The sequence below is a fragment of the Rothia koreensis genome, assembly GCF_052232265.1.
GTDB classification, from domain to species: Bacteria; Actinomycetota; Actinomycetes; order Actinomycetales; family Micrococcaceae; genus Rothia; species Rothia koreensis.
Map to the genome: position 1 here is coordinate 1186843 of NZ_CP197643.1, position 25781 is coordinate 1212623.

Here is a 25781-nt window from a genome sequence, read left to right on the forward strand (position 1 = left end):
GTGGATCCTCGAATGGCCTAGGTCCTGCCGAAGGTGCACAGTGGATCCATGAGCTTGCGAGAACTGCCCCTCCTGGAACAGCTTGAAGACACCGCGGTCGTGGTCTCCGTGCCGCTCAACGTGCGGTTCCGAGGGGTCGAGCGCCGGGAAGCGCTCTTGGTCCAAGGCCCCCAGGGGTGGGGAGAATTCTGCCCGTTCCTCGAGTACGGGTCCGACGAATCGGCCCGGTGGTTGGCCTGCGCGATCGAGACCGCGTGGGAACCTGCCCCGGAAGCTCGTCGCGACCGTATTCCGGTCAACGCGACCATGCCCGCCGTGGGCCCCGAGAGGGTCCCGGAGGTGCTGGGGCGCTCCCGCGGGTCGGTGCGTGAGGTCAAGATCAAGGTCGCCGAGAAGGGGCAGAGCCTCGCCGACGACGTCGCCCGCGTGCGTGCGGTCCGGAGGGCCGCGCCCGATGCCGTGCTGAAGATGGATGCGAACGGAGGCTGGGACCATCGGGAAGCCCTCGAGGCGCTCCGCGCTCTGGCCGAATTCGAACCCGCCTACGTGGAACAGCCGGTTGCCGATATCGAAGGGCTGGCTCGTCTGCGCGAGGCGGCCGACAAGGAAGGGCTGCGAGTGCCTGTCGCGGCCGATGAGTCCGTGCGCAAGGAATCCGACCCGTTGAGAGTCGCTCGCCTCGGGGCCGCGGACCTGATCGTGGTCAAGGCTGCGCCCCTGGGCGGACCGCGGAACGCCCTGGACATCATCGAGAACGCGGGGCTCCCGGCCGTCGTCAGCTCGGCGTTGGAGACGTCCGTGGGAATGTACAGCGGCCTCGCGCTGGCGGCGGCCCTGCCGCGGCTGGAGCACGGTTGCGGGTTGGGTACCGCCTCGCTCCTGGCGGGGGACCTGACCGCCGATCCGCTGATCCCCGAGGACGGCTGCCTTCCGGTGCGCCGGGTCAGTCCCGACCCGGGGCGACTCGACGAGTTCCGGGCGGACGGTGGGCGCCGTGACTGGTGGATGAAAAGATTGAGCAACAGTTATCAGCGGCTACTGGCCCGTGGCGAGCGATCGGGCGACGCGGGCCACGAGTGAGGAGCAACGCATGCACCAGGACTACCGGTTGATCACGGCGGCACCGCCGGTCGCGGACTACGTGCGGCTACGGGCCGAAGCCGGACTCTCACCGAAGACGAAAGCACAGGCGGCACCGGCGCTGACCGGGTCCTGGGCCTGGGCGCACGTCGAACACCGCTCCACCGGTGAGGTGGTGGGCATGGGGCGAGTCCTCGGCGACGGCGGCTGGTACTTCCACATCGCCGACATGGCGACCCTCCCCGCCCACCAGGGGAGAGGCATCGGGCGGGCCGTCATCACCTCCCTGATCGACAGGATCCGGGAGCACGCCCCGGACGACCCCTACATCACGCTGATGGCCGACGAACCCGGCCGTCCCCTGTACCGCAGCGTGGGCTTCAGGGACGCGATGCCCCACTCGATGGGAATGGTTCTGCCTCGCGAGTGACCGACCCTCCCCAGTGAACGGCAGACCAGGGCAACCGCGGTGATTCGCGCGGGGAGCCCAGCACCTGGGGTTCGAAGACGGACACGTCCGGCACGTCATCGGCGTCCTCGTAGACGTCTTCGAGGTACCGATGACCCGTGTCCGGGCACGTCATGAGGGTGCAGTGTGCTGAGGAAGCTCGATCTCGGCCCAGGTAGTCGGCCACCGCGTAGGCCGCCCCGGAGCTGAGCCCGGCAAAGAGCGCATGCCTCCTGCACAGAGCGAGGGTGCCCGCGCGTCCTACCTCGTATGAGACCCAGTGGACGGAGTCGTAGAGCTCGTGCCGGACGTTGTCGAAGGGAATCGAGCTGCCAATGCCCGCGATCAGCATGTCCGGGTCCTCCACGTCCTCCGAGCCGAAGGTCACCGACCCGAAGGGCTGGACCCCCACGAGACGCACCGTCAGCCCCGAGGCAGCCAGCCCGAGACCGAGCGCCCCGCTGGAAACCCCGGATCCCACTGGAGCCACGAGGTCCACGGAACGGTACCCACGGCCCCGCAACAGGTCGCCGCACCGAGTCGCAATGGGCTGATAGCCCGCGTAGTGGACGGCGTCGTGGTACTGACGCATCCAGTGCCAGTCCGGATGCGCCTCGATCAGCTCGCGAACCCGCGCGACGCGTCGGTCCTGATCGGCCCGGAGGGAGGTGCTGGGCGGCATCTGTTCGAGTTCGACGCCCAGCAGGTCCAATTGCACGCGGAGGGTCTGGTCGATCGTCGTCGAGCCGATGATGCGGCAGCGGAGCCCCAATTCGTGACAGGCCATGGCCAAAGCGCAGGCGTAGATCCCGCTCGACGAATCGATGACCGTGCCGCCTCGCCGGATGGTGCCGCGACGCATGAGCTCGAGCAGTGCACCCCGGGCGGACCGTGCTTTCATGACCTCGAACCGGAGGGCGAAGAGATCGGGGGACAGCTCGATGACATCCGGGGCCCCCAGGGCCACGCCGGCGTGCGGAGCTATGGCCTGCGGAAGATCGGAGGCGGTGATTTCGTTGCTCAAGGGTCCTCCCCAAGAAAGTGCGCGGTCGAGTCGAAACCGGCGGCGTCCAACGCCCGCCGAGCCCGGAGGATTCGCTGGTCAACCGCCGCATCGGCCGGGTCGTACATGACCGAGCAGACGGTTCCGCTGTGCGCGACCTGAACCCCCACCCCGCCGGTGCGTTCGCAGATCTCGAACACACGGGGAAGGTCGGGTTTGGGCAGGTACCGCTGATTGATCAACGCGGAGTCGGTCGCGACTCCGCCCAGAATCCTCGTATTGCCCGTGCGCACGGCCGTCTCCAGCGCGCTCGTCAAACGAGCGAAGTCGGCATGCTCGTCGGACGTATAGGCGGGCGGACTCACCCCCCAGCGTGTCCACGGGCTGACCCGGCAGTCGGCACCCCACCAGCCGAACGGGCGGCAGGGGACGGTCCCACCGGCGCAGCACCTCCGCGTGGCGCTGGGCGAAGAGAACGGGCGTGGTGTCGAAGGCCAACGGGTCCGAGGCCGTCTCCGCCTGGACCGCGATCGCGCTGACGTGCAGGTCGTCCAGGGGCAGTCCGCAACAGTCGCAGACCGCTCGAATGGTCGCGACGACGTCGGCGGTCGAGGAGCCCATCCCACAACCTCGCGGAAGGTCGCTGCGCAGCTGCAGGGTGCCGCCCGGTGGCCGAGGAAGACCAAGGTCGTCGCAGGTTCGAAGCACGATCTCCGCGGCCCTCACGGATTTGCCGCGGGTACCGTCCGCGTGTACTCCGCGGTGCGTGCGATGGGGTCGGAATACGGCGGAGGCTCCATGCCGCGGCAAGGGAATCGTCACGAGGGCGGGCACGACCTCGGACCGGCGTGGGCTCCAGGCGACTCCCTGGAGGAGTTCGCCGTGGTGGCCCCTGCAGAAGCCTCGCCCCGGTTGAAACTCGCCCGAGACGACGCCTGGACCCGGCCGGAGGACGGTTGCGCGAGCCCCACGCATTCCTCCGACGGTTGGGCGATCCGATCCGGGGCCGATCATGACCGTTCCCTCCGATATTCGACATTCAGCCGACGTGCCGCCGCCAGGGACGCAAAACAGGCGCCAGTCGTGAGGCCGGCCAGGACGAACCCGGCCCCGTGCCATCCCCACACCATGGCGCCGAGGCCCGCGACGGACGCGCCAAGGCATACGCCGAGGCTCTGTCCGGCGCCGTTGAGTCCGAGAACCGTTCCCCGATGGCCGCCCGACTGCCTGACCAACAAGGTCGTCATCGCGGCCGCCAGGACGGCGTGCGAGACACCCAGGGCGGCGGTCGCGAGGAGTGCCACGGGCAGATGGTCGGTGAGGAACAGAACGAGGACCGCGACGGCACCCACCATGGCGGCGACGGCCCCCGCGATCGCTGTGACCACCGGATTGTCCGCCCGGCGGATCGCGAAGCCGCCGAACCAGTTGCCCAGGAAGAAGGAGAGCCCCGACAGGGTCCACACCAGTGAAAACACTCCTGCGCCCAGGTGGAAGCGCTCGTCATAGAGGACCGCCAGGTACGCGAGTTGGCCCATGAACGCGGCGGCGCGCAGGGCCGAGGCCGCGAGAAGCATTGGGACCGAGGCCAGGGTCGAGGCGATCCGGAACGATCGCAGGTATCCGGTGCCGGGACCATTGCGGTCGGCCATCGAATGCTCAGCCGAGGCCGGCCGAGCCAGGAACAAGGCCATGGCGAGAGCGGAGCAGAGGACGGCCGTCGCGATCAGATCACCCCGCCACCCCCACCAGACTGCGGGTCCGGCCAGGAGTGGGGCGGAGAGAACAGCCGTCAGGGTCATTACCGCCGAGACTTGGGTGGCTGCCCGGCCCGACGTCGACTCGTCGTCGAACCTGTCCGCGGCCATGGCCGAAGCGGCCGGGTTGAGCACCGAGGTTGCCGCCCCGACGAGGAGACAGAACAGGGCCCATGCCCAGACGGGCCCGACCAGCCCGACGACGCACGCGGCGGCCAGGACCAGCAACGACCAGATCACCGCGGACCGGCGGGGCACACGGTCCAGCAAGGGGGCACAGGTCAACCCGACCAGGAGCGCAGCAACGCCACCGACCCCCCGAAGGCTGCCCATCAGCGTGGCGTCGTGGCCACTGTTCCTCGTGATATCGACCAGGAAATTGGAGTAGATCGTGAATGGCACCAGGCCGAGAGCGCAAGCCCCGAGGAGGGGCCAGATCCTGGTCGCGATGGCCGCGTCGTTCAGAGATGCATCCGTTGTCGATGCTTGGTTCATGGGTCGTCCTTGCTTGGGGATTCTCGTTCGACCGCTCATGGCACTCGGTAGATGTGCAGAAGGGTCTCGTCCGCGCTGAACTGGGAAAAGGGGAAGTGCTCGGCGCTCAGGGCAAACACCCCGCGTCCCAGGAACTCACGAGCGACGGCCGACCCCGATTGGGCGTACAGCGCGAGAGGCAGGGAGCGGTCGATACAGCGGTGTCGTATTCGGTCGAAGCTTCCGTTTCCGAGTGTCATGCCGGTCGCGATGACCGCATCCGCTTCGTCGAGAACCTCGTCCATATCGTTCGTGACGGGATCTCCCCACTGCGTGAACTGCATACCGAAGTCACACGGCAGGGGCTCTCCTCCGCGTTCCCGGATCGCCGCGACCAGCGGATTCACCACCCCGATGAGGGCCACCCGGTCTCCGGAACCGATGTCCAGCAGACGCGCCACGGCATCGTCGCGCGCTTCGGCACGCTGGTCGGGAGTCCCGGGAGGAAGGCGGACTGACTGTGCCCGGTCATCGTCCCGGTGAGGGCGGCGCGCCGCCAGCCATCCGTCCAGGGCCGCCAACCGGATCGGAGACCGGGAATCCTGCAACAGGTCACCGACCGGGCGACCGGACAGGTCAGAGACGTCCGGTCCCAGTTCTCCGGCCTCGACGGCGCAGGCGCCGAAAGCGTTTTCGACTCTGACAAGGACGTACTGGTTCCGATAGAGCTGATCTCCTGCGGCGAGCCTCGTTCCGTGCTGGACGTAGAAGACGCTGCGGGCGATCAGGGGCTCCGAAGCGGATCGTTCGTGAAGCAGCACGTGGTGGCGGAGGTCGTCCACCGAATCAATGTCCTGGTGCATGACCGGGTTCACCGCAGCCCCCTCTCCCTGAGGTACTCGGAGAGCTTTTCGGCGGCCTCGATGTTGCGGGGACCGGCCACCGCTTCGCCATAGTCCATAACGTAGATGTTGTCCTCTCGGACCGCGGGGGAGTCCTTGATGGGCGACTCGTTCTTGAGGTAGTCGATTTTGTCCTCGACCGGCTGCTTGTTGTAGTCCACGACGACGATGGCCTGGGGATCGGCGGTGACCACCGACTCCCAGCCGACGGTGTCCCACCGCGCATCGACATCCGAGGTCACCGACCGTGCGCCGGCCAGCTCGACCACCGAATTCGTGGCCGTCCTCTTCCCCGCCGTGTACGGCTCACTGGTCCCGGAGTCGTACACGAACACACGGCTCTGGTCCTCCGGGCGTGGGTCCTCAGCGAGTTTCTTCCTGCGCTGCTCCAGATCGGAGACCAGAGCGTCGGCCCGGTCCTGGACGTCGAAGATGGTGCCGAGGTCTTTCAGATCCTGGATCGTCGCATCGATGGGCTCCGGGTCGGAGGTGTCGGATTTGTAGTTGTAGCAGGTCTCGTTCTGCATGTATGCGTTGATGCCGACCTTGGCCAGGGAATCAGGCGTGACCCCTCGTTCTTCGCTGAAGCCCGCCTGCCAGCCGGCGAAGACCCAGTCGGCCGAGGCGCTGACCAGGGACTCCTGGCTGAGCACGGAGTCCGAAATCGTCTCGACCTTCTGGTAGTCATCCCGGTACGGGGATTTGTCGATCACGCTGCTGACGGTTTTGGGCAACACGATCCCGCGCATCCGATCGGCCAGGCCCAGGGAGAACATCTTCTCGATCGCGGAGACGTCGTAGGCCACTGCCTTGCCCGGGGACGGATAGGACGTCGTCTGACCGCAATTGGTCACGGACTTCTTGGGGGCGCCCGAGCCGTCTTCCTCGACGGAGGCGCCGCATCCGGACAGGATCAGCGCACTCACGATTCCGGCCGAGCACCACATGGCTCGGCGACGTCGGGCCCTGGCGGTGACGTGTGCGGGTCTGGAATGGGGGATCATGGATCTCCTTCATTGGGGGGGTGAGGTGGACGGGACATGCCCGGAGCGTGCGGGGGCGTCATCGTTCGTCGGGTCGATTCACCACGGGAACAGGAAGTGCGGGGCGCCGTTGTCCGGCCGGGTCGTCACGAGGGGGCGGACCGCATAGACCTTTTCGATCAGGTCTGCGTCGAGGCGCGCGGTGGGTGGGCCGTCGGCGACGATGCGGCCTCGGTCCATGACAACGACCCGGTTGCACGCGCTCGCGGCGAGGTTCAGGTCGTGCAGGGCCATGATGATGCCTGGTGGACGCGTCGACGTGCCGGTAGGGGATTCGTCGTCACTCGGGTTCGGTCCTCCTGGGGCCGTCGTCTGGTGGGCCAGTTTCCGCAGGAGTCCGACGAGCTCGACCTGGTACCTCAGATCAAGGTGGTTGGTGGGTTCGTCGAGCAGAAGGTAAGGGGTCCGTTGCGCCAGTGCCCGGGCAAGGAGGGTCCGCTGGCGTTCGCCGCCCGAGAGTCCCAGAAAACTCCGGTCGGCCAGGCCCTGGACCCCGGTCCGGGCCATGGCCGTGGCAACGACCTGCTCCGTCCGGCAAGCCGGCGTCGGGTGAGCCGCGGCCCCGAGCGCGACGACCTCGGCCACCGTGAAATCGAGGTCTCCCCGTTCCTCCTGGGGCAGCGCCGCGAGGAGCGACGCCGACTCCCGGAAGGACAGCCGGTCCATGCGGGAACCGTCGATCAGAACGGCGCCGCTGCTCGGCCGGAGCGCACGGTACAGAGCCTTGAGCATCGTTGATTTGCCGCAGCCATTGGGGCCGACCAGACCGACGACGTCGCCGGGGCTGATCGTGAGGGAGACTTCCCTGACGACGTCGCGGCCGGCCACCGGGATCGAGACGTCGTCCAGGACGAGTGCGTCGTTCGCCTTCATCGCGCACCTCCGAAGACATATCCCCGCCGACGAATGAGCAGCACGAAGACGGGAACGCCGATCAGCGCGGTCATCACGCCGAGGGGAAGTTCCCTGGGCGGGACCGCGAACCGACTCAGCAGATCGACCCAGACCATGAACACGGCGCCGAACAGTGGGGCCAGAACCGTGGCAGGCCTGTGCGCGGGGCCGAGAACGATGCGCGTCAGGTGGGGGATCACCAGGCCAACGAATCCGATGGTGCCCGCGACCGAGACGAGCGTGGCCGTTCCGATCACGGTGAGCAGGAAGAGGCGGCGTCTCAAAGCCTCGGGATCGACGCCGAGGCTCGCCGAGGACCCGTCACCCATCGAGAGGACGTCCAGGTCAGGAGCTCGATACCACAGGTACGCGATGACGCCGAGCGTGACCGCCCCCGCCAATGGAAGTTGTGCCCATGACGCTCCGCCCAGGGAACCGAGCATCCAGAACATCACGGTCCGGGCGGCGTCGCCCTTCGCATCGAAGAAAACGATCGCGGACATGAGCGCCTGGAATCCGAAGGAGAGGACCACGCCCGTCAGGATCAGCCGTACCGGGGCGATTCCGCCCGAGGAGCGTGACAGGGCGTATACCAGCACCGAGGCGATGAGGGCCCCGACGAATGCGGCCGCCGACAACGCATACACGCCGAAGGAAGACAGGATCCCCCAGGACACGACGGCGCTTGCACCCACCGAGGCGCCCGAGGAGATGCCCAGGATGAACGGATCGGCGAGTGGGTTCCTGACCATGGCTTGGGCGGCGATCCCCAGGGCGCTGAGTCCGGCCCCGACCACGGCAGCCATGACCGCTCTCGGGGTCCTGATCTCCGCGACGACGGTGTATTCGGTCACGTCGGAAGAGCTGATAGCTCCTCCCGTGACTGCCGACCAGAGGTAGGTTGCGGTCCGGCCGAGAGGGATCGACGCCGCACCCCAGGAAATGGCCAGCAGCAGGGAGAGCACGAGGAACGCGCCCAGCCCGCAGTCCAGCAGCACGCGACAGCGGTGGTTCGTGCGCAGAGATGAATGGGTCATAGGTTAATAATGATAATCATTCTCAATAAAAAATCCAGGTGCGACGTGGCGGGACGACTGGGACGGTCGTCGAGAGGGGAAAACTCGGATTGCCGCCGCGGCGTAAAATGGTCAGGGTGACTTCTTCAGACTCCCAGCCCGACGCGTTCCTCACCGCGGTATCCGTGCTGGATTCCCTCATCCGATCCGGAATGCGCGAGGTGGTCCTGGCCCCCGGGTCCCGTTCGGCCCCATTGGCCTACGCGCTCGCGGCGGCTTCGGAGGCCGGCGTCGTCGAAGTCCATGTCCGCATCGACGAACGGACCGCCGGATTCACGGCCCTGGGCATGGCCAAGGCATCAGGGCGACCGGTCGGAGTGGTCACGACGTCGGGCACGGCCGTCGGTGAGTTGATGCCGGCGGTCATGGAAGCCAATCACTCCGAAGTTCCCCTCGCAATCCTTTCCGCGGACCGGCCCCCACGCCTCCGGGGAACGGGAGCCAACCAGACCACCTGGCAGCAGGGGCTCTACGGGGTCCACGTGCGGGCGTCCGCGGATCTTGTGTCCTATCCCGAACCGGAGCCGGGGGACCAGACGGTGGCTTTCACCGAGTGTCTCGCGGCGCTGACGGGCCGGGATCCTGCCGCTTGGGATCGGCCGTCGAATCGCCCGCTGGGGCCAGTGCAGATCAACGTCGCTTTCGACGTGCCCCTGACTCCCGAACCGCGAATGCGCGACACACTGCGTGCCTGGGCCGACTCCGTGACGGATCTGAGTGCGCCGGTCGCGCCCCGTAGGGCGGATCGCACGGTGACCGAGGCCCTGGACGATTCGGAGCATGAGGAGGCGGCGGCTGCCGCTGAAGCGAGCTCGGCCGCGTCGTCGGTGGCGCCTGGCGCCGAGGTGGTCAGGACCGTCGTCGTCGCCGGGGACGGGGCCGGTCCTCTGGCCCGCATGTTCGCGGAGGCAGCCGATCTGCCCCTTTTGGCCGAGCCCTCGTCGGGTGCCAGAAGCGGACCCAATGCGGTGGGTGCATATCAGTTGCTTCTCGAGGGGGAGTTGGGGGACCAGATTGAACGTGTCGTCCTGTTCGGCCGCCCGACGCTCTCCCGCTCCGTGGACCACCTGCTGCATCGGGACGACGTCGAATCAGTGATTTACCTGCCCCGTCCCGTGGCGTGGGCCCTCCCGGACCGGCGACCCGAGACCCCCGTGGAAACGCTCGTCGAGGCGCGGCGGTTCGCCGGGCGCCCTCCGAGGTCGTGGCTCGAACGGTGGCATGCCGAGGACGCGCGCGCGGACAGCGACCTGCAGCGGGCGCTGACCGCGGCGCGGGATCGCAACGGCCGTCTCAACGGTCCTCTGGTTGCCCGAGCAGTTCGGGAAGCCATGGCCGACGACGGCCTCGCGCTCGTCTGCGGGTCCTCCAACCTGATTCGCGATCTAGACCTCGTGCCGATCGACCCGCAGACCGCTCACGACCCGATGGTGTGGTCCAACCGTGGGCTGGCCGGCATCGACGGGACCGTGGCAACCGCTTCGGGGATCGCTCTCGCGCGTCGGGAGCCCCTGCGTCTCCTGCTGGGCGACCTCACCCTGTTGCACGACGCCGGCTCCTTGCTCTTCGGACCGGGCGAGACGGTCCCGGACCTGCAGATCATCGTTTTCAACGACTCCGGCGGTGGCATCTTCTCGACGCTCGAACACGGCAACATCGCCAAGGCAGACGGGTGGGCCGGTGCCGTCGAACGGTTCTTCGGCACCCCGCACGACGCCGACGTCGAACGTCTGGTCACGGCCCACGGCCATCGCTACATGCGGGCCGACGACGAGGACGCGCTGCGCGCGGCGCTGGCCACCCCGATTCGGGGGATCAGCGTGATCGAGGTCCGTGGCACGCGAGAAGGGCTGGCCGAGGAACGGGCCGAGTGGAAGAACATCGTCGCCCGCGATTCCCACCCGGGCAGCCGTTAGGCCCGGAGGGGTACGGGCCGCGGCCGCGTTGGGTGGCGGGTTCAGGTGTTGAGGGGCGCTTCATCTCCCGCCCTCACCCCCCCCGCGTTGGGTGGTGGGTCCCGGTTCTGAACGGCGTTACATCTCCGGCGTTGGGTGGCGGTTGCCTGTTTCGGTGGTGCGGACCTCCGTCAGGAGGGGGCTAAAGCGCCACATCAGGAGGGCAATCGCCTCCCGATCGAGTAACCGCCTCCTGATCTGACCGCGATCGCTCGCCGACGTCGTCGATAATCGTCGGTAACCGCCCCGCAATCCGGTAAAGCCCACAGCGCGGCACCCCGGGACCGCGAACGACGTCGTTAGCACCCTGCGACTCCCCTCGAGGCGGCAATTCCGTGCACCTGAGGCCCCCACCACGTGGCGAAGTGGCAGTCTTGTGCAGTTTTTGCGGTCAAATGCGCACGCCACTGCCACCTCGCGCCGGAGGGGCGCACGCCGCTGCCACCTCGCGCCGCGACGGGCCCGCACACGAAAAGCCGGCCGCCCCTGGTGGGGCGGCCGGCTCGTCGTCTCCTGGCGCTCCGGGCCTATGCCCGGCCCGAGGCCCGGGGCCCGGGAGCGGAGAGGCTACTCCTTGCGTTCCAAGGAGGCCCCTTCGACGTCCACGTTCGGGAGGATCTTGTCGACCCAACGCGGCAACCACCACGCCTTGGACCCCAGAAGGTACATGAGCGCCGGGATCAGCGTCATGCGGACCACGAACGCGTCGAACAGGACGCCGGCGGCCAGAACGAATCCGATGGACGCGATCATCGCCTCCCCGCTGAACACGAACCCGAGGAACACACCGGCCATGATCAGGGCCGCGGCCAGAACGACCTTCGCGCTGTGATTGAAGCCGATGATCACCGACTTCTTGCCGCCACGCCCGTGGCTGTACGCCTCGCGCATCGATGACACCAGGAACACCTGGTAGTCCATGGCGAGGCCGAACAGCACGCCGGCCGCCAGAATCGGCAGGAAGCTCAGGATCGGGCCGGGGTCCGTGACACCGAAGAGGAATCCGAGCCATCCCCACTGGAATACGGCGACGGTCGCGCCGAAGGCCGCCAGGAGCGAGAAGAGGTAACCCAGGGTCGCGGTGAGCGGCACCAGGACCGAGCGGAACACCAGGATCAGGACGAGCAGCGACAGGCCGAGAACGATGGCCAGGTACACCGGAAGCACCTTGAGGAGCTTTTCCGAGATGTCGATGTTCATTGCTGTCTGGCCTGCGACGCCGAAGGTCACGTCGCCGTCGTCGGTGTGGACCGTGTGGTCACGCAATTCGTTGACCAGGTCGTTCGTCGAGGACGCGCTGGGCCCCTCCTCCGGAACGATCTGGTACATCAGCATGCTGTTGTCCTTGGAGATCGCGGCAGGAACCACGGTATCGACGTCCTTCTGCTCCTCCAGGTCCTTGGCCACATCGATCTGGAGCTGCTTCGCCTGATCCTCGGTGGTCCCATCGGGCAAGTCCGCCGCCGCGATCATCGTGGAGTTGCGGCCCTCGCCGAACTGCTCCTCGATCGTCTTGAAGCTCTTGTACGCTCCGGTGTCGGGGCTCGAGCTCGTCGCGTCGGGCAGCCCCAGGCGCATCTGGGTCATCGGCAGTGCGACGACGATCAGGACCAGCGCGGAGACGATGGCGGTGATCAGGGGTCGTTTGGTCACGACCTTGAGCCAACCGTGCGGGGTCGACTCGTGCTCCAGGTGGGCCTTGTGGGCGCGGTCCTGGAGCTCGCCCTCCTCGACGAGATTCTCCGTCTGTGCCTTGTCCCGCAGCTCGGCGCGGCGCTGAATCGTCTTCCACCGCTTCTTCGTGATGATGCGCCGACCGGTCAGGCCGAGCATCGCGGGTGTCAACGTCACCGCGACCAGGACGGCCAGGAAGACCGAGCCCGCGGCGACGTTGCCCATCACGGACAGGAACGGAATCCCGACGACGTTGAGCGCCAGCAGGGCAATGATGACGGTCGCGCCCGCAAAGACGACGGCATTGCCGCTCGTCCCGGTGGCAAGAGCGACCGAGTCCTTCATGCTCATGCCGCGGACGAGGTTGTTCCGGTGTCTGTTGATGATGAAGAGCGAGTAGTCGATGCCGACCGCGAGACCCAACATCGACCCGAGAGCCGGTGTCGTGGAATTCATTTCGACGACGCCGGACAGCGAGAACGTTCCGAGCATGGCCGCTCCCACGCCGACCAAAGCCATAAGGATCGGCAGACCCGCGGCGATGAACGTTCCCATCATGACGAGCAGCACGATGAAGGCCACGATCACGCCGATGATCTCGGCGGTCGGTTTCATCTCGGGCTGGCCCTCGAGGTTCTGGTCGAATTCGACGTCGAGACCCTTGAGGTCGGCGTCGGCGAGGTCAGAACGCACCTCCGACAGGGTGTCGGGGGATACCGAGTTGATCTCGTCCTTGAAGCTGATGCTCGCCAGTGCGGTCGAACCGTTGTCGGAGACCGAGGAGTACTTGCTGGACATGTCCAGCTTCTCCTTGTTCTGGTCGTACTCCGACTTCTTCTGCTCGAACTGCTGCTTCTGGGTGTCCAGTTCCTTCTGTTTGCCGTCGATCTCCTGGTAGGCATCGGCCGGCGCGTTGGAGGAATCGAGTTTGGACCGTGCGTCGTCGATCTGTTTCTGGCCGTCCTCCAGCTTCTTCTGACCGTCTTCGATCTGAGGCTGCGCCTGCTTGAGCTGGGCCTTGCCCTGTTCGACCTGCTTCTGCTGATCGAAGGGATTGGTCGTGGATTCGACGCCGTCGACCTTGTCGACCTTCTGCAGGGCACTGGCCAGGGCCTGCTTCTGGTCGGAAGAGATGGCCTTCCCATCAGAGGTTTTGACGACCGCCTGTCCGGTGCCGGCGTTCGCGTTCATGTCGAATTTGTCGCTCAGCTCGTCCTGGAGCTGCTGCGACTTGGTGCCGGGGATCGTGACGCTGGAACTCAGATCCCCCTTGAATGCGGCGTACGAACCGCCCAGGGCCAGGAGGATCACAATCCACAGACTGATGATCACCCATGCCTTGCGGGCGGCGAAACCGCCGATGCGATACAGGAGTTGTGCCATGACTTCTCTCGGTAGTTGATGGTTCGTGTCAGATGCGAGGACGGCCAATGGCCACCTGCTCGAAGGCCCAATCGATGTCTTCTCGCAGGGATTCCAGGTTGAGTAGTCCGAGTGCTTCGGTTCCCTGGAAGGGTTTCGGGGAGAGATCGCCGTCGTGCTCGGGAGAACCGCACGTGGGGCTGTCGAGGACGCCCATCCGATGGATACCCCGGAGCAACCCGAAGGCGATTCCGTTGGTGAGGTTGGAGATGTACATCCGGATCCTGATGTTCTGATCGAAGTCGAGATCCGGATAATTCTTGGTGGTCGATTCCATGATCTGGTTCGAGACGTCCGCGAGGGTCAGAACCACGTGGCGTCCCAGCAGGTCGACCATTTCCGTGTCGAGCCGCAGGCTCAGGGCCAGGAAGCTGTTGAAGAGGTGATCCGCCTCAGGCCGATCGAAACTGGCCCTGAACTTGCGGTCGAGGGCGTCCGGGATCTCGGAGATCGGCAGTCCGGCGGGAATCTCGGGTTCACTCAGCAGCCGCGTGAGATACGACGTGATGCGTGACAGCACGACCTCGTTCAGGTTGGGGAAGTGGTTGAACAGGGACCGCTCGGAGATCCCGGCTCGGTCCGCGAGTGCCTTCGATTTGAGGGCTTCGACTCCGTCTTCGAGGACGATCGATTCGGCGGCCTCAAGGATGGCCTTGCGCGTGGCCTCGCGCCGAGCGTGTCGGCGGTCGCCGTCGGGAAGGGTCGAAGTACTCATGTATTTACAGTAATTGCAAATTGTTTGAGCGAGCAACGCCCTTCCCGTGTGCGGTTTACCACCCTCTACTGTCGGTCTGGGGTCTCTTCGTCGTTGTGCCGTTCCAGGGAGGCGCCTTCGACGTCGACGTTCGGCAGGATCTTGTCGAGCCACCGGGGCAACCACCACGCAGATTCGCCGAGAAGGTGCATGGCCGCCGGAATCAGGCTCATTCGGATCACGAAAGCATCGAGCAGTACGCCGAAGGCGAGTCCGAAACCGATGGACCGGATCATGGTCAGCTCCGAGAACACGAATCCGCCGAACACGCTGAACATGATGATCGCGGCCGCCACGACCACGCGGGCCGACTGGTTGTAGCCCATCACGACCGCGGTTCGGGCGTTGGCCCCGTGGGTGTGCGCTTCGCGCATTCCGGAGACCAGGAACATCTGATAGTCCATCGCCAAGCCGAACAGGATCCCGACGGCCAGGGTCGGGAGGAACGAGAGCACGATGGTTGCGTCGTGGACCTGGAAGATCTGCCCGAGCCAGCCCCATTGGTAGATCGCGACGACGCCGCCGAAGGATGCCAGCAGCGAGAACAAGAAGCCCAGCGTCGCAATCAGGGGCACCAGGATCGACCTGAAGACGAGCACCATGATCACGAAGGACAGGCCGAGAACGATGCCGATGTATCCCGGCAGAGCCTGCGACAGGATCTGGGAGATGTCGATGTTGCCCCCGGTCTGTCCCGTGACGCCGAGGGTCACGTCGTCGTCCTTCTGCGTCTCCGACGAGAGGTTCCGCAGGTCGTTGACGAGGTTCTCGGTGGACTCGGCGGCCGGTCCCTCCTCGGGGGTCACCTGGAAGACCTCGACCGAATGGTCCTTGGAGATCGGGCCCGGAACCACGTTCTTGACGTCGTCCTGCTGCTTGATCTTCTCCGCGATCTTCAGCTGGAGATCATTGGCCGTGGATTCGTCGGTGTCGGAGGGGAGCTCGGCCACCGCCAGGATGGTTCCGTTCGCGCCCGCCCCGAATTTGTCCTCGATGGTCTTGTACGCCTTGTAGTCGGTCGAATCCACGGATTCCGTCGAGGAATCGGGCAGGCCGAGTCGCATCGACGCCGTGGGGATCGCGATGATTCCGAGTGCGACCACCGCGCCGATGATCACGAGAACGGGATGGCGGGTGACCACAGAGGACCATCCGTGGGCCTCCCGGAGCGTCTTGGTCTTCAGGTGCTTGCCCGCGTGCCCGTGGTAGGCGGCTCGCTCGTTCTTGTTCAGGACGTGCAGGCCGATCAGTCCGAGCAGGGCCGGGGTCAGTGTCACGGAGATGAGGACCGCGATGAGGACACACATCGCCGCGGTCGTCCCCATGATGCCGAGGAACGGGATCCCGACGACGTTCAGCGCCAAGAGTGCGATGATGACGGTCGTTCCCGCGAAGACCACGGCATTTCCGCTCGTCCCATTGGCCAGGGCGATGGAATCGGTGAGGCGGTGTCCCTCGCGCAGGTTGACTCTGTGTCGGTTCAGGATGAACAGCGAGTAGTCGATTCCCACCGCGAGTCCCAGCATCAGTCCCAGCATGGGGGTGATCTGCTGGATGTCGATCACGGCCGAGAGTGACATCGTGATCAGCACGCCGATCCCGACGCCGATCAGTGCCGTCAGGATCGGCAAACCGGCGGCAACGATGGTTCCCAGCATGATGAGCAGAACCACGAGCGCCACGACGACGCCGATGATCTCGGCAGGGCCGGCCAGGGCACCGAGGTCCTGGGCGATGGACTGGCTGTAGTCGATCGAGACTCCCTCGATCCCGGCGTCGTCGATCGTCTTGACCAGGGAGTCCTTGGTGTCCTGACTGATGTTCTGCTCGCTCTTGTCGAAGGAGATCGAGGCGACGGCCGTGGTCCCGTCCTGTGACACGAGGGCCGCGGACTTGGACAGGTCGAAGAGCTTGAGCTTCTGGTCGTACTCCTGCTGGCGCTCCTTGAGCTGATCGCGGTTCTTCTCGAACTCGTCCTGCTTGCCGTCGAGCTCGCTGCGTTGCTTGTCGATCTGCTTCTGCTGCTCGTCGAGTTGGCCCTTTGCCTGGTCCGCGTCGGGGGAGGCGGCGGCCTTCTGCTTGGTCTCGTCGAGCTGCTTCTGGGCCTGGTCGACTTTCTGTCGCCCGTCCTCGAGCTGTTGCTGTCCGCTGCCCAATTGTCCCCAGGCGCCTTCGAGCTGACGGGCGGCGTCGTCGAGCTGGGACTTCGACTCCTCGATGGAGCTCTTGGTCTGGAACGGATTGGTGGTCGAAGCGACGCCGTCGACCTTCTCCGCGCCCGAGAGGGCGTCAGCGATCTGCGACTTCTGCTTGCCGGTGAACGGCTTGTCGTCGTCGGTCGAGATCACGACCTGGCCCGTGCCGTGGCTCGCCTCGGGGACCTTGTCCTTGAGGACGTTCTGCAACCGTTCGGTCTCCGACCCGGGCAGGGTGAACGCGTTGCTCAACTGGCCGCTGAAGGCGGCGAAGCTGCCGCCGGCGGCCGCGAGAGCCACCAGCCACACCACGAGTACGAGCCATGCTTTGCGAGCGCACGCGCGGCCGATGCTGTAGAGCAAGGATGCCATGGTCAAATCCCTTTCAGGGCGGAGGAGAAGGAAATGGTGGTCAAATATTCGAGGGCTTCGCGCACTTTGTCGCGCGCTTCCGCGAGGCTCGAACCCCGGCCGTCGTCGCCCAGAGCCTCGTGGAGTGCGACGCAGATGGTCTGAACGAGCACCCGGCACAGGATATGGATGTGCATGGCGGGGGCCTGCGGATAGAGGGATTCGACGATCGCGACCAAGCGGTGGATCATCCGTTCGATCGAGGCCTGTCCCCAGGTGTCCATCCCCTGTCGGTCGACCATCCGGCCCGCGGTGGCGACGCTGTCGCGGATGACCTCGAGCACATCCGCCCGCAGCACGAACTCCGTCAGGGCCTGGGACACGCTGGTGCTCATCGTTTCCGGCGTGCCCGCGGAATCCGGGGCGAAATCCTCCACGAGCCGATCGAAATTGTCGTTGACTCGGGCGAATGCCGCTTCCTCGATCGAGGAGAAGTGGTTGAACACGGTCCTCCGGGAGACCCCGGCCCTGTCCGCGAGCTCATCCACGGTCAGGCGGCTCGGTCCTACCCGGAGCACGAGATCGGCCGCGGCGGACGCGATCGCGTCGCGATTCTGAGCGCGCACCAAGCTCCTGCGGTCGTGGGGGCGGACATCATCGTGCGGCGACGCGTCTCGCTGCGGGGTGGAAGGCATGTGACTGAGCTTATTCGAGAAGATGCACTGAGTGCAATCAAATTGAGCGTGGATATGTATTGCGGCTCATTTCCACAGTCCAGGTTCTGGGCCGGCGCCCGGTCTGACAGAATGGACAGCGTGAACCGAGCTGATCTTGACAAGAAGTCCGAGGAAGTCTCCGCAATGTTTGACGGGGTCGCACCGAAGTACGACCTCATGAATTCGTTGCTGTCCCTGGGGCAGGACCGCGGATGGCGCAAGGCGACCGTCGCGGCCGCCGAGCCACAGGCCGGCCAACGGATTCTGGACGTGGCCGCGGGCACCGGAGCCTCCTCTGCGCCCTATCTGAAGGAGGGGCTCGACGTCGTCGCGGCCGACCTCTCGGAGGGCATGCTCGTCGAAGGAAAGCGGAGGCATCCCGAGATCGATTTCGTCCGGGCGGACGTCACGGATCTCCCCTTCGAGGACGCCGAATTCGATACCGTCACGATGTCCTTCGGGCTCCGCAACGTGGCCGATTATCCGAAGGCGTTGCGTGAACTGCACCGCGTCACGAAATCCGGCGGAACGCTGGTGATCTGCGAGTTCTCGACTCCCACGTGGACGCCGTTCCGCTTGGTCTACCAGGAATACCTCATGCGTGCGCTGCCCCTCGTGGCAGGCCTGTTCTCGTCGAATCCCGAGTCCTACACGTACCTCGCGGAGACCATCAGCGCATGGCCCGACCAGGAACCGCTCGCTCGAGTGATCGCCGAGGCCGGGTGGGAGCACGTCCAGTACCGCAATCTGACCGGAGGCATCGTGGCCCTTCATCGGGGGTCCAAGGCCTAGTCGTATGAAGATCATCGTTGTCGGCGCGGGCCCAGCCGGGGCCACCGCCGCGTACTGGCTCGGGCGCGGTGGGTACGAGGTCACCGTCCTCGAGAAGACACGCTTCCCGCGGGAAAAAGTGTGCGGGGACGGTCTGACCCCCCAGGCTGTGCGGGAGATGGACCTCATGGGTCTGCCTCACGGCCTCGAGCAGGGTTACCACCGGCAGAAGGGTCTCCGCTTGCGGGCGGCGGGCAGGAGCCTCGAGGTTCCGTTCGAATCCCAGGGTGATGTCCCCGGCTATGGGCTGGTGCGTACCCGGTACGGATTCGACGAGGAGCTCGCCGACCACGCCCGGTCGGCCGGCGCAGTGGTACTGGAAGGCCATGCGGCCCAGGAAGTCATCCGTGCGGGCGATCTCACGTCGTGGCCTTCCGGCCTGTCCCGAAACCTGGCCGGGGATCCGGAACGCATCGTCGGAATCCGCGCGCAACTGCACGATGAGCGGGGGCGCCGCACCGGTGAAACCCGTGATTTCCATGCTGATCTCGTTCTGGCGGCAGACGGTAATTCAACCCGAACCGCGGTCTCGGCCGGCCTTGCCAAGCGGGACGACCGCCCCATGGGCGTGGCCGTCCGAGCCTATTACGAATCGCCTCTCGGTGATCTGGACTGGATGGAGGGCTGGCTCGAGCTGGAAGGGGACCGCCCCGAATCCGGCGACCGGCCCGAGCTGTTGCCGGGATACGGGTGGATCTTCGGCGTGGGGGACGGCACCGCCAACGTCGGCCTCGGAATCCTCAACACGTCGGAGCAATTCGGAAAGCTCGATTACCGACGCGTCCTCTCCGAATGGACCGCGGGTATGCCCCCGGAATGGAACCTCGATGCGGAGCATCGCCGGGGCAGAGTTCTCGGCGCGGCCCTGCCCATGGCATTCAACCGGACCCCGCACTATGTTCCCGGTCTGATGCTGCTGGGTGATGCCGGAGGCATGGTCTCTCCGTTCAACGGTGAAGGCATCGCCAATGCCATGCACTCGGCGCGGGTCGCAGCCGACGTCGTCGACGACGCCGCACGAGCCAACGGGCCGGCCCAGAGAGAACTCGTTCTCGACCGCTACCCGGACATCATTCGAGCGACGTGGGGATCCCACTTCACCCTGGGTCGCGCGTGCGCGCAACTGATCGGACACCCGGCGCTCATGAGGGCATCCGTGTCCCTCGGAATGAGGGTCCCTGCGATGATGAAGGTCATCGTGGATGTCATGGCCGACCAGGTGCCGCAGGAGCCTCGGAACGCGATCGACAAGGCGGTGCACATCATCGAATCCCTGACGCCCGCGACCTCCACCCGGTGACCACCATCCGAAGCCAACGGCCTATGGCCCCGAGAGAAACGGTTAGTGTTAAGCCTGTGACTGATACACCCCCCGGACAGCATGACGACCAGCCGGAGAGCGCTTTCGCCCAGGCTCTCGCGGGTTCCGAGGACACGCACCTGCCGTCCGGATTCGAGCTCATCGCCCGTGACGAAGAGCTCGGTCCGAAGATCCTCCGCAGTCTCGGTGAGGTTGAGGAACGCCTGGACCGCGCCGTGCACTACACGGATGCCCTGGCCGACGTCGCCGCCCGACACCTGCTCGAGGCCGGCGGCAAGAGGGTCCGGCCTCTCCTGACGCTCCTGGCCGCCGAGATTTCGGGCGGTATCAACGACGACACGATCGAGGCAGCGGTCGTCACGGAGCTGACGCACTTGGCCACGCTCTACCACGATGACGTGATGGACGACGCCTCCAAGCGCCGCGGGGCGGATGCAGCCCACACGATCTGGGGCAACTCGGTCGCGATTCTCACGGGAGACCTGATTTTCTCCCGAGCGTCCCTCATGGTCTCCGACCTGGGGGCACGTGCCCTGGCCGTGCAAGCCAAGACCTTCGAACGACTCGTGCTCGGCCAGCTGTACGAAACGGCCGGTGCCAACCCGGACGAGGACCAACTGGCCCATTACATCAAGGTCATCGAAGGCAAGACAGGCTCCTTGATCGCGGCCGCGTGCGAGTACGGCTCGCACCTGGCCGGTGCCGAGGAGCAGACCGTCCAGACGCTGATCCGATACGGAGAGCTGGTGGGTGTCGCCTTCCAATTGGCCGACGACGTCATCGACGTCACCGGATCGCGCCAGACCTCGGGCAAGACTCCCGGGACGGACCTGCGCGAAGGAGTGCCCACGTTGCCGTCGATTCTGGTGCGGAAGGCCGCCGAGGACGGCGACGAGGAGGCCCGCCGCATCGTGGACCTCATCGAGGCGGATCTCAGCTCGGACGAGGCGCTGGCCCATGCAGTCGAGGCACTGGGCGCTCACCCCGCCACGAACACGGCGTGGGACATCGCCTACCGGTGGGCCGACGACGCCATCAAGACCCTCGAACCGTTGCCGGAAACAACCGTCAAACAGGCCCTCAAATCATTCGCGGAAGCCGTGGTGCACCGGGACTCCTGACGGGGCCCGGGCTGACACCGAAAAGAATCCCGGCGACACCGATTCGAATCGGTGTCACCGGGATTCTTTCGTACTCGCGGGGCGCGGATCTGCGCGGGAAACCGCGGGTCCGGACCCTCGGGGCCCGGACCCGATCTGGTTCTACAGTCCGAAGAAGCGGCTGAAGAAGCCTTTCTTCTTGGTCTCCTCGCCCTTCTGCGTCTCGGCCTCGCGCTCAGGGGCCTCCGCCCGAGCGGGTTCGGCCTGCTCGGCGCGTTCGTCGGCCGCCTCCGTTGAGGCGGTCGAACCCGATGCGGCGCTCGCCGGGGCGGACTCGGCGGACTCTCCCGCGCGTGCCGCGTCGTTCTCGGCCTGTTCGGCCCGGAGCCGCTCCAGGGCGGACCGGCGGTCCTCGTCCTCTGCCTCCTGCTCGCGGGTGCGGGTGGAGTCCGGCTCCTCGATCACCGGGTGCGCATCCGTCACCGCGTCGTCGGAGGCCGGTGCCGCAGCAGCCGCGGCCGGGGCCGCCTGTTCGGAGGTCGCGGCCTCGTCGTCCTCGACCACGTGCGTCGAGACCAACCCGGGTTCGGCATCCTGGCGCGGTTCCTGGTCGAAGGGCTGGCCTTCGGCCGTCGGCTGGGTCCGCTCGACTCCCTCGGTGTCCTCGAGCGCGGGTGCCGCCTGCGGCTCGTCCTCGGACGCCAGCGCCGCCTCGGTCGCGGCGACCCGCTGGGCTTCGGCCTCTTCGCGGGAGAGACGCTGCTGTTCGGACTCGCGCTGCGCGATGGCCAGCGACCTGCGTGCCTCTTCCCGGAGCGCCTGACGGTGCTTGTCTGCGTCCTTGGCGGCCTGCGCCAACTCACGCTTGCTGACCACCGGCTCGGCCTGTTCGATGCCGGAGATGCTGTGGTCGTCGAACCACAGTCGCAGTGCGCCGTCTGCCGCGGTGATCACCGCACAGGCTTCCGTGTCCCAGGAAATGTGGGCGCCGCGCAAACGGGCGTAGGAATCCACGGCTCGCTGATGATGGACCGCGGTGTTGGTCTGCAGCGCCTGGGCCATGATCCTGCCCATGCGGTTGACCGTGGGCTCCGGGAGCTCCAACTGGGGGCCGTCGACCAGGAGCCACGCACGCACTCCTCCGCCGGCCGCGGCGGGATAATGCGCGAATACGCCCGTGACGGCCTTGGACGCCAGCGTGAGCCTTCGTGCCAGCCCTTCCGAGAGCACCAGCTCGTCGGTGGTCAGCTCCTGGACGCCCAGGTGCTCGCCGGCCTCGCGCGCCTGCACTGCTGCCGTCACGACGACGTCGGGGAAATGCCCCAGCTCCTGCCAGGACCAGATCCACGAGCCGCGCTGGTCCGATTCGGTGCCGAGCAGATAGGGATCGAGCGACACCGAGGGATCGGAATCCAGCGTGAAAGACGGTGCAGAGAAGTCCACCGTCCACTCGGAATCGCCGCTGATCTCGGCGAGACGAGCCTGGTATTCGGTGGAGATGAAGATCGATTCGTCAATCAAGTCCTGCAGAGTTTTCGTCATGAAAACAGGCTAGCAAGTAAACGCCCGTGCAGAGGACTCCTCAGTTGTCACCGACTGTGTAGGCTCGAGGCAGGAAAGGTCGCCGATCCAGCGGCGACGTTGCACGTGATCAGCCGAAGGAACATCCCATGCCAAGTACGGCTCCCAGCAACCCGACGGAGGAACTGCCCGAGGAGGAGCGGCAACAGCGTGCCGGAGAGGCGGTCAACCGCTTGGGGCACTGGTTGCTCTCGTCGACCACCACGGACCCGGGTTGGGACCAGCTCATCGCAGACATCAAGCCTTCGCGGCGCGAACCGGGCTCATTCCTGGCCCGAATCACCGAACTTCGCGGAGAGCGAGAAGTGACGGGGTCCACGGGCTTGATCGACGACGATTCGAGCGCCCTTCCGCTCCTGCGGGAACATCGCCGGGCCACCTACACCCGGGCTCACGGAGCATGGCTGTCGATCAGCCTCATCATTCAGGCCGAGGGGTGGCCGGTTCCCGAGTACCAGGTCGGTATCGACACCAATCACGACGACGAACCAGAATCCTGGGGGCAAGAGTCCCCTCTGGCTGCGGAGGACCTGGTCGGGGAGTGGGAGACATTCCCCCGCGACCGGATCCACCTGCCGGAGTGGATGCTCGAGCGAACCCAGGGTTACCAACCCGAGAAGCAGGTCACGCCGTCTCCCGACGAAGAACGGCACGCACACCCCATCGCCCCGTCCCAGTTCGACGACGCGTACGAGGACTCCGACACCACACCGGAATCCCTGAACCCACAGGTGGAACAAGCGCTGTCCCACTTCGCCCACAAGCCCACGGAGCAGACGATCGCGAACGTGCTGAGATGTCTCATGGGCGGCGAGGTCCTGTTGGACATCACCGGTTCCACGTTGGTCCCCGGTCCACGCGGGGAACGTGTGGGGCCGGGCTCACAGGTCAGGGTCCAGGCTGTCCTCGGAAACGACGGCCGGCGGTCACTGGCCGTGTACCTGCGTGAGGAAACCGCTCGCAATGTCGTCTCCGCCTCCGGTCGCTCCGCCCAGGAGCTGATGCTCAACCGCGAGTCGGGAGTCTCCGTCCTCCAGAACTTCGTGGCGGACGAAACCCTGTCGGACATCATCGTCGAACCGAACTCGCCCGATTCCTGCCGCATCGAAGGGCCGCAGGCCGAGTGGGCCATGAACACGCCCAGGAACGACGCGGCGAAGAACGCTCTCCTCGCCAAGAGCATGCAGCGCCTGATCGGTTCCTTCATGGGACCGGGGTCGGTGTTGCTGCTCGGCATGAGGGAGAGCGAACAGGGGTTGAGGCCCGTCTTCGCCCAGCCCGAGGGCGACGGGGAACCACAGACGTTCCTCCTCTTCACGTCGGCTCCCGAGGTTGCGGCCCTGGACCCGCAGTTGCAGGTGCGATCCGTCCCCGCACTGGATGCGATGCGTCTCGCGGTGGAGTCCGGGGCGACTCACGTCAAGATCAACGCCCTGGGCCCGAGTGCACTCCTCCCGATGGACCAGGTCAGAGAGATCCTCGAGATCGCGGCGCTCCAGGAGAAGGTCCGGACCAGGGCCTCCTGACTTCGCAGCATCAGGCTGCTGAACGGGCCGGACAGCCGACCCGACACACGAAGAGGGGGCTTCCCACCGTTGGTGGGAAGCCCCCTCTTCGTGTGGTCCCGCAGCCTGGGGCCGCGGAAGGACTCACAACATCAGGCGCCGGGGACGTCGTCGCCAGCGTTCTGCTGGACGGTCTTCTCGATGCGCTCGCCGACTTCCTGGTCGATGTTCTTCCAGTACTGGATCGCGTTGGAGAGCACCGGCTCGACGCAGTCGCCGAGCATGCCGGCAACGGTTTCGATCAAGCGCTCGCGGGCACCCTCGTCGTAGACCTCACGGACCAGGGTATGAGCCTGACCGAAGTCATCATCCTCCGAGTGCAGGGTGTACGCGGCGCGGACCAGTTCGCCGTCGGCCTCCCAACCATTCTCCACCGGGCCCTGTTCGTCCTGGTAGGCGCGTCCGTACGAGTTCGGCGCGTAGACCGGAGCATCACCGCTGTGGTGGTACTCCATCTGGCCTTCCTTGTCGTAGGAGTTGGTGCGGACCAGGGGAGCGTTGACCGGCAACTGGTTGAAGTTCGTGCCGATACGGTTGCGCTGGGCGTCCGGGTAGGAGAACACGCGGCCGAGCAGCATCTTGTCGGGGGATACGCCCGTTCCCGGAACCGTGTTCGAGGGGCTGAACGCAGCCTGCTCGATCTCCGCGAAGTGGTTGCGCGGATTCCGGGTCAGGGTGAACCGGCCCACCGGGATGCGCGGGTAGTCCTTCTGCGACCAGATCTTGGTCAGGTCGAAGGGATTGAAGCGGTAGGTCTTCGCATCCTCGTACGGCATGACCTGGACCTCGAGGCGCCATGACGGGAAGTCGCCCCGGTCGATCGCCTCGAACAGGTCGCGGCGGTGGTAGTCACCATCGGAACCGGCCAGCTGCTCGGCTTCCTCGTTGGTCATGTTCTCCACGCCCTGCTCGGTGAGGAAGTGGTACTTGACCCAGAACCGCTCGCCATCCTCGTTGACCCACATGTAGGTGTGGGAGGAGTAGCCGTTCATGTGGCGCCAATTGCGCGGCAGGCCGCGGTCGCCCATGAGGTACGCGACCTGGTGGGCAGACTCGGGCGACAGGCTCCAGAAATCCCACTGCATGTTGGCATCGCGCAGACCGGAATCGGGGGTCCGCTTCTGGGAGTGGATGAAGTCCGGGAACTTCATGGGATCGCGCACGAAGAACACGGGGGTGTTGTTGCCCACCATGTCGAAGTTGCCGTCCTCGGTGTAGAACTTCAGGGCGAAGCCGCGGACGTCCCGCCACGTATCCGGCGAACCGAGCTCACCGGCAACGGTCGAGAAGCGAGCCAGCATCGGGGTCTTGGTGCCCTTCTGGAGGAACTTGGCCTTGGTGTACTTGCTGACATCCTCGGTGACCTCGAACTCGCCGAACGCGCCCGAGCCCTTGGCGTGCGGGCTGCGCTCGGGGACGCGCTCCCGGTCGAAGCGTGCGAGCTTCTCGACCAGGGCGACGTCGTGCAGCATCAGCGGGCCGTTGGGGCCGACGGACAGGGAATTGGCGTCCGACTCCCTGGGTGCGCCCGACTCGGTGGTCGAGGGCTTCGTAGGATCAGTGGTGCTCTGGTTCGAGACGAACTCAGTCATCGATGATCTCCTTCTTCTTGTGTGTGTTGATGGTGTGATGGCCGGAC

General features: G+C 66.0%; 20 protein-coding genes and 1 pseudogene. 7 read left to right on the top strand and 14 right to left on the bottom strand.

Going from position 1 to position 25781, the window contains the following annotated elements; all coding sequences use genetic code 11:
• The first annotated feature begins 48 nt into the window (after positions 1-48).
• Both ACTSLZ_RS05175 and ACTSLZ_RS05180 read left to right on the top strand, forming a co-directional pair.
• A complete protein-coding gene (locus ACTSLZ_RS05175; protein WP_443095928.1) occupies positions 49-1080 on the top strand; it encodes an o-succinylbenzoate synthase in 1032 nt (343 codons plus the stop codon).
• 10 nt (positions 1081-1090) lie between these two features.
• On the top strand, positions 1091-1510 hold the full coding sequence (locus tag ACTSLZ_RS05180) for a GNAT family N-acetyltransferase (RefSeq protein WP_443095929.1): 420 nt from the start codon (positions 1091-1093) through the stop codon (positions 1508-1510).
• Here the strand turns inward: ACTSLZ_RS05180 and ACTSLZ_RS05185 are convergent.
• The 8 genes and pseudogenes from ACTSLZ_RS05185 to ACTSLZ_RS05220 all read right to left on the bottom strand — a co-directional run bounded on the left by ACTSLZ_RS05185 (position 1461) and on the right by ACTSLZ_RS05220 (position 8638).
• The gene (locus ACTSLZ_RS05185) at positions 1461-2552 is read right to left on the bottom strand and encodes a pyridoxal-phosphate dependent enzyme (RefSeq protein ID WP_436594437.1); all 1092 of its coding nucleotides are present in this window, start codon (positions 2550-2552) and stop codon (positions 1461-1463) included. The genes ACTSLZ_RS05180 and ACTSLZ_RS05185 overlap by 50 nt on opposite strands.
• Positions 2549-2896, bottom strand: a complete 348-nt coding sequence (locus tag ACTSLZ_RS05190; RefSeq protein ID WP_443096145.1) for a hypothetical protein — start codon at positions 2894-2896, stop codon at positions 2549-2551. Before ACTSLZ_RS05190 ends, ACTSLZ_RS05185 begins: the two co-directional genes overlap by 4 nt.
• A 157-nt stretch (positions 2897-3053) precedes the next feature.
• Positions 3054-3650, bottom strand: a pseudogene (locus tag ACTSLZ_RS05195) (GHMP family kinase ATP-binding protein); the annotation flags it as partial.
• The gene (locus tag ACTSLZ_RS05200) at positions 3542-4783 is read right to left on the bottom strand and encodes an MFS transporter (RefSeq protein WP_443095930.1); all 1242 of its coding nucleotides are present in this window, start codon (positions 4781-4783) and stop codon (positions 3542-3544) included. The gene ACTSLZ_RS05200 and the pseudogene ACTSLZ_RS05195, both read right to left, overlap by 109 nt.
• A gap of 35 nt (positions 4784-4818) precedes the next feature.
• Positions 4819-5625, bottom strand: a complete 807-nt coding sequence (locus ACTSLZ_RS05205) for a Rossmann-like domain-containing protein (protein WP_443095931.1) — start codon at positions 5623-5625, stop codon at positions 4819-4821.
• 8 nt (positions 5626-5633) lie between these two features.
• The gene (locus tag ACTSLZ_RS05210) at positions 5634-6668 is read right to left on the bottom strand and encodes an ABC transporter substrate-binding protein (protein WP_443095932.1); all 1035 of its coding nucleotides are present in this window, start codon (positions 6666-6668) and stop codon (positions 5634-5636) included.
• Positions 6669-6746: 78 nt separating this feature from the next.
• The gene (locus ACTSLZ_RS05215; RefSeq protein ID WP_443095933.1) at positions 6747-7580 is read right to left on the bottom strand and encodes an ABC transporter ATP-binding protein; all 834 of its coding nucleotides are present in this window, start codon (positions 7578-7580) and stop codon (positions 6747-6749) included.
• On the bottom strand, positions 7577-8638 hold the full coding sequence (locus ACTSLZ_RS05220) for a FecCD family ABC transporter permease (protein WP_443095934.1): 1062 nt from the start codon (positions 8636-8638) through the stop codon (positions 7577-7579). Before ACTSLZ_RS05220 ends, ACTSLZ_RS05215 begins: the two co-directional genes overlap by 4 nt.
• Positions 8639-8754: 116 nt before the next feature.
• Here ACTSLZ_RS05220 and menD point away from each other — a divergent pair, with 116 nt between their 5' ends.
• Complete coding sequence (menD, locus tag ACTSLZ_RS05225; protein WP_443095935.1) at positions 8755-10593, top strand: 2-succinyl-5-enolpyruvyl-6-hydroxy-3-cyclohexene-1-carboxylic-acid synthase; 1839 nt, start codon at positions 8755-8757, stop codon at positions 10591-10593.
• Positions 10594-11199: 606 nt separating this feature from the next.
• On the opposite strand, the gene ACTSLZ_RS05230 is transcribed toward menD, so the two are convergent.
• From ACTSLZ_RS05230 to ACTSLZ_RS05245, 4 genes are all read right to left on the bottom strand, one after another.
• Positions 11200-13689: an MMPL family transporter gene (locus ACTSLZ_RS05230; RefSeq protein ID WP_443095936.1), complete on the bottom strand. Its 2490-nt coding sequence runs from the start codon at positions 13687-13689 to the stop codon at positions 11200-11202.
• Between the two features lie 28 nt (positions 13690-13717).
• Positions 13718-14443 (bottom strand): TetR/AcrR family transcriptional regulator, encoded by a 726-nt coding sequence (locus ACTSLZ_RS05235; protein ID WP_443095937.1) that lies wholly within the window; start codon positions 14441-14443, stop codon positions 13718-13720.
• Between the two features lie 65 nt (positions 14444-14508).
• Entirely contained in the window at positions 14509-17049 is a 2541-nt protein-coding gene (locus tag ACTSLZ_RS05240) for an MMPL family transporter (protein WP_443095938.1), read from the bottom strand.
• Positions 17050-17051: 2 nt separating this feature from the next.
• The gene (locus ACTSLZ_RS05245; protein ID WP_443095939.1) at positions 17052-17654 is read right to left on the bottom strand and encodes a TetR/AcrR family transcriptional regulator; all 603 of its coding nucleotides are present in this window, start codon (positions 17652-17654) and stop codon (positions 17052-17054) included.
• 180 nt (positions 17655-17834) lie between these two features.
• On the opposite strand from ACTSLZ_RS05245, the gene ACTSLZ_RS05250 reads away from it, so the two are divergent.
• From ACTSLZ_RS05250 to ACTSLZ_RS05260, 3 genes are all read left to right on the top strand, one after another.
• Positions 17835-18536 carry a demethylmenaquinone methyltransferase gene (locus ACTSLZ_RS05250; RefSeq protein WP_129314780.1) on the top strand — a complete coding sequence of 234 codons (702 nt, stop codon included), beginning with the start codon at positions 17835-17837 and terminating at the stop codon, positions 18534-18536.
• 4 nt (positions 18537-18540) lie between these two features.
• Positions 18541-19875 (top strand): geranylgeranyl reductase family protein, encoded by a 1335-nt coding sequence (locus ACTSLZ_RS05255; RefSeq protein ID WP_443095940.1) that lies wholly within the window; start codon positions 18541-18543, stop codon positions 19873-19875.
• A 140-nt stretch (positions 19876-20015) separates the two neighbouring features.
• Entirely contained in the window at positions 20016-21017 is a 1002-nt protein-coding gene (locus ACTSLZ_RS05260) for a polyprenyl synthetase family protein (protein WP_443096097.1), read from the top strand.
• Positions 21018-21158: 141 nt separating this feature from the next.
• On the opposite strand, the gene ACTSLZ_RS05265 is transcribed toward ACTSLZ_RS05260, so the two are convergent.
• Entirely contained in the window at positions 21159-22538 is a 1380-nt protein-coding gene (locus tag ACTSLZ_RS05265) for a DUF6882 domain-containing protein (RefSeq protein WP_443095941.1), read from the bottom strand.
• Positions 22539-22666: 128 nt separating this feature from the next.
• Here ACTSLZ_RS05265 and ACTSLZ_RS05270 point away from each other — a divergent pair, with 128 nt between their 5' ends.
• On the top strand, positions 22667-24103 hold the full coding sequence (locus ACTSLZ_RS05270) for an SseB family protein (RefSeq protein WP_129314789.1): 1437 nt from the start codon (positions 22667-22669) through the stop codon (positions 24101-24103).
• 131 nt (positions 24104-24234) lie between these two features.
• Here ACTSLZ_RS05270 and ACTSLZ_RS05275 read toward each other — a convergent pair whose 3' ends face one another.
• Positions 24235-25734: a catalase gene (locus ACTSLZ_RS05275; protein WP_129314791.1), complete on the bottom strand. Its 1500-nt coding sequence runs from the start codon at positions 25732-25734 to the stop codon at positions 24235-24237.
• Between the last annotated feature and the right edge of the window lie 47 nt (positions 25735-25781).